The organism is Actinoplanes sp. TFC3 (assembly GCF_001553785.1).
Taxonomy (GTDB): Bacteria; Actinomycetota; Actinomycetes; order Mycobacteriales; family Micromonosporaceae; genus Actinoplanes.
The window spans coordinates 1-2694 of record NZ_LOJP01000019.1 but is presented as its reverse complement, the minus strand read 5'-3'; the positions used below and the strand labels follow the sequence as shown (position 1 = coordinate 2694).

1 protein-coding gene is annotated in these 2694 nt (G+C 69.7%); it reads right to left on the bottom strand.

Annotated features, from left to right (window positions below; all coding sequences use genetic code 11):
• Positions 1-2694, bottom strand: a 2694-nt coding sequence (locus TFC3_RS34930; protein WP_153040644.1) for a non-ribosomal peptide synthetase, incomplete at both ends; no start/stop codon positions are given.

Sequence of the window (2694 nt, the reverse complement as noted above, 5' to 3'; positions counted from 1 at the left end):
CGCCAGTGCGGTACATGCGTGTGCCGGGTGGGCCGAAGGGGTTGGCCACGAAGCGTTCTGACGTCAGGCCGGGCCGGCCCACATAACCCCGGGCCAGGCCGGGGCCACCGATGTACAGCTCGCCCACGGCACCGGCGGGTACCGGCCGCAGCGCCTCGTCCAGTGCGTACGTTCCCGTGTTGTCGAGGGGCAGCCCGATGGGCAACGAACCCTCCTGGAGGCTGTCCCGGGTCGACTCGTAGGAGGTGGCGAAGACGGTGGTCTCGGTCGGCCCGTACCCGTTGACGACGGTGGTGCCCGGGCAGTGCTCCATGACCCGGCAGACCGCCGACGGCGCGACTACGTCGCCGCCCGTCCAGACCTGGTGCACCCCGGCGAAAGCGCTCGGGTTCTCCTCGGCCACGACATGGAAGAGCCCGGCCGTGAGCCAGACACTCCCGACCCGGAACTCAGTGAGCACCTGTTCCATGGAGACGGCATCCAGATTGCCGGGCGGCGCGACGATCACCGTGTGGCCGGTCAGCAGAGGCACCCACATCTCGTAGATGAGGACGTCGAAGGCCATGGAGGAATGCTGCAGCATGCGATCGTGCGCGCCGGTCGAGAAGGCCCGGTCGAGGCTCAGTTCGACGATGTTCCGGTGAGTGATGGCGACACCCTTGGGGACGCCGGTGGAACCCGAGGTGAACACGGCGCAGGCAAGCTGGTCAGGCTGAATCTCCACGTCCGGCGCGGGTGTCACCGTCTGATCGGGGCTGAAGCCGGTCAGCTCCGGAGCGGGCAGGACGGTGGTGTCCTCGGGAAGCTGCAGGTCGGTCAGGTCGTGGGTGGTGACGACGATCGACGCAGACGCGGCGGTGAGGATCTGCTGGATGCGCGCCCTGGGGTAGGCGGTGTCGACAGGTGCATATACTCCACCTGCCTTGAGCACGGCCAGGATGGCGACCGGGACGGCGGGGGACCGGTCGAGCAGGAGCGCCACCCGGGTCTCGGGTCCGGCGCCCGCCGCGACGAGCCGGTGCGCGAAGCGATTGGCGTGCTCCTCCAACTCGGCGTAGCTCAGGCAGTGGTCACCGGAAACCACGGCCGGGGCAGCCGGGATGCCCACCGCGTGACCCTTGATGACGGCCGGCACGGTGGTGTCGCTGCGGGGTGACAGGTCGCCGGCGTCCGGCTCTCTGACCCGGCGCCACTCGGCGGCGTCCAGGATGTCGAGGTCGCCGAAAGGCCGTACGGGGTCAGCGACGGCCGCCTCCAGGAAGCGGATGATGCGGTCGGCAAACGCCTGGACGGTGTCTGCGTCGTACAGGTCTGCGGCGTACTCGACACTCAGCCCGACGCCGCCCGGGCCTTCGGGCGTCCGCCGCTCCAGGAAGTTGACGGTCAGGTCGAAACGCGCGACGCTCAACGGGGTCTCCGCGGCCTCCGTGGTCATGCCGGGGAGGTCCGGAGCGGGGGTGGCCGAGTCCCTGAGGGTGACCACGACCTGGAAGAAGGGATGACGGGCGGCGGATCGCGGTGGGTTCAGCTCCTCGACGAGCTGGTCGAACGGCACGTCCTGGTGCGCCAAGGCACCCAGATCCGTCTCCCGGACGCGGGCCAGCAGGTCGAGGAATGACGGATCACCACTGGTGTCCGTACGCAGCACCAGGGTGTTGACGAAGAACCCGACCAGGTCGTCCAGCGCAGGATCCGTACGGCCCGTGACCGGCGATCCGATGGGCACATCCGTGCCCGCCCCACTTCGCGTCAGCACCGCCGCGGTCGCCGCATGCACCGCCATAAACAGGGATGCACCCGCAGCACGGACCAGGGACTCCAGACGCTCGTGCACCCGTGGGGGCAGCTCCGCACTGACTTTCGCCCCCCGGTAGGAGGCGGTGGCGGGCCGGACCCGGGCGCCCGGCAGCGTCACTTCCTCCGGCAGCTGCGCCAGCAGCTCCCGCCAGTAGCCAAGCTGGGTGGCAGCCACACTCTTCGGATCATCCACCGCGCCCACCAGCTCACGCTGCCACAACGCATAGTCCGCGTACTGCACCGGCAGCGGCGCCCAGCCCACTGCCTGGCCTTTCACCCTCGCCTGGTACGCCAGCCCGAGATCACGCATCAACGGCCCATTCGACCAGCCGTCCGAAGCGATGTGATGCACCACGAGCAACAGCACGTGGTCGTCGTCGGCCACCCTCAGCAGATGGGCCCGGACCGGCGGAACACGGGCCAGGTCGAAGATGCCGGCTGCCAGCTCGGCCAGCCGAGCCTGCAGAGCACCCATCTCCACCGGGACCTGCGGCAGCTCAACCGCCACGCCAGCAGCCGGCTCGACGTGCTGGTAGGGGCCATGCTCTCCGACGGGGTAGACGGTGCGCAGGCTCTCGTGCCGCCGCACCACGTCCGCCAGGGCAAGACGCAGCGCCTCCGGGTCGAGCCCGCCCCGGAGCCGGATCGCCAGGGGAATGTTGTATGTCGCCGATGCCCCCTCCAGCTCGTTCAGGAACCACAGACGCTGCTGGGCGAACGACAGGGGGATCCCCTCCGGGCGACGCACGGCCACCAGGTCAGGACGATGAGACCCCCCACGCGTGGCGAGGACCGCCGCCAGTTCGGCGACGGTCGGGGTTTCGAAGATGTCGCGGACAGTGACGTCGGCGCCGAGGTCTTTGCGGATGCGGCTGACGAGGCGGGTGGCGAGCAGGG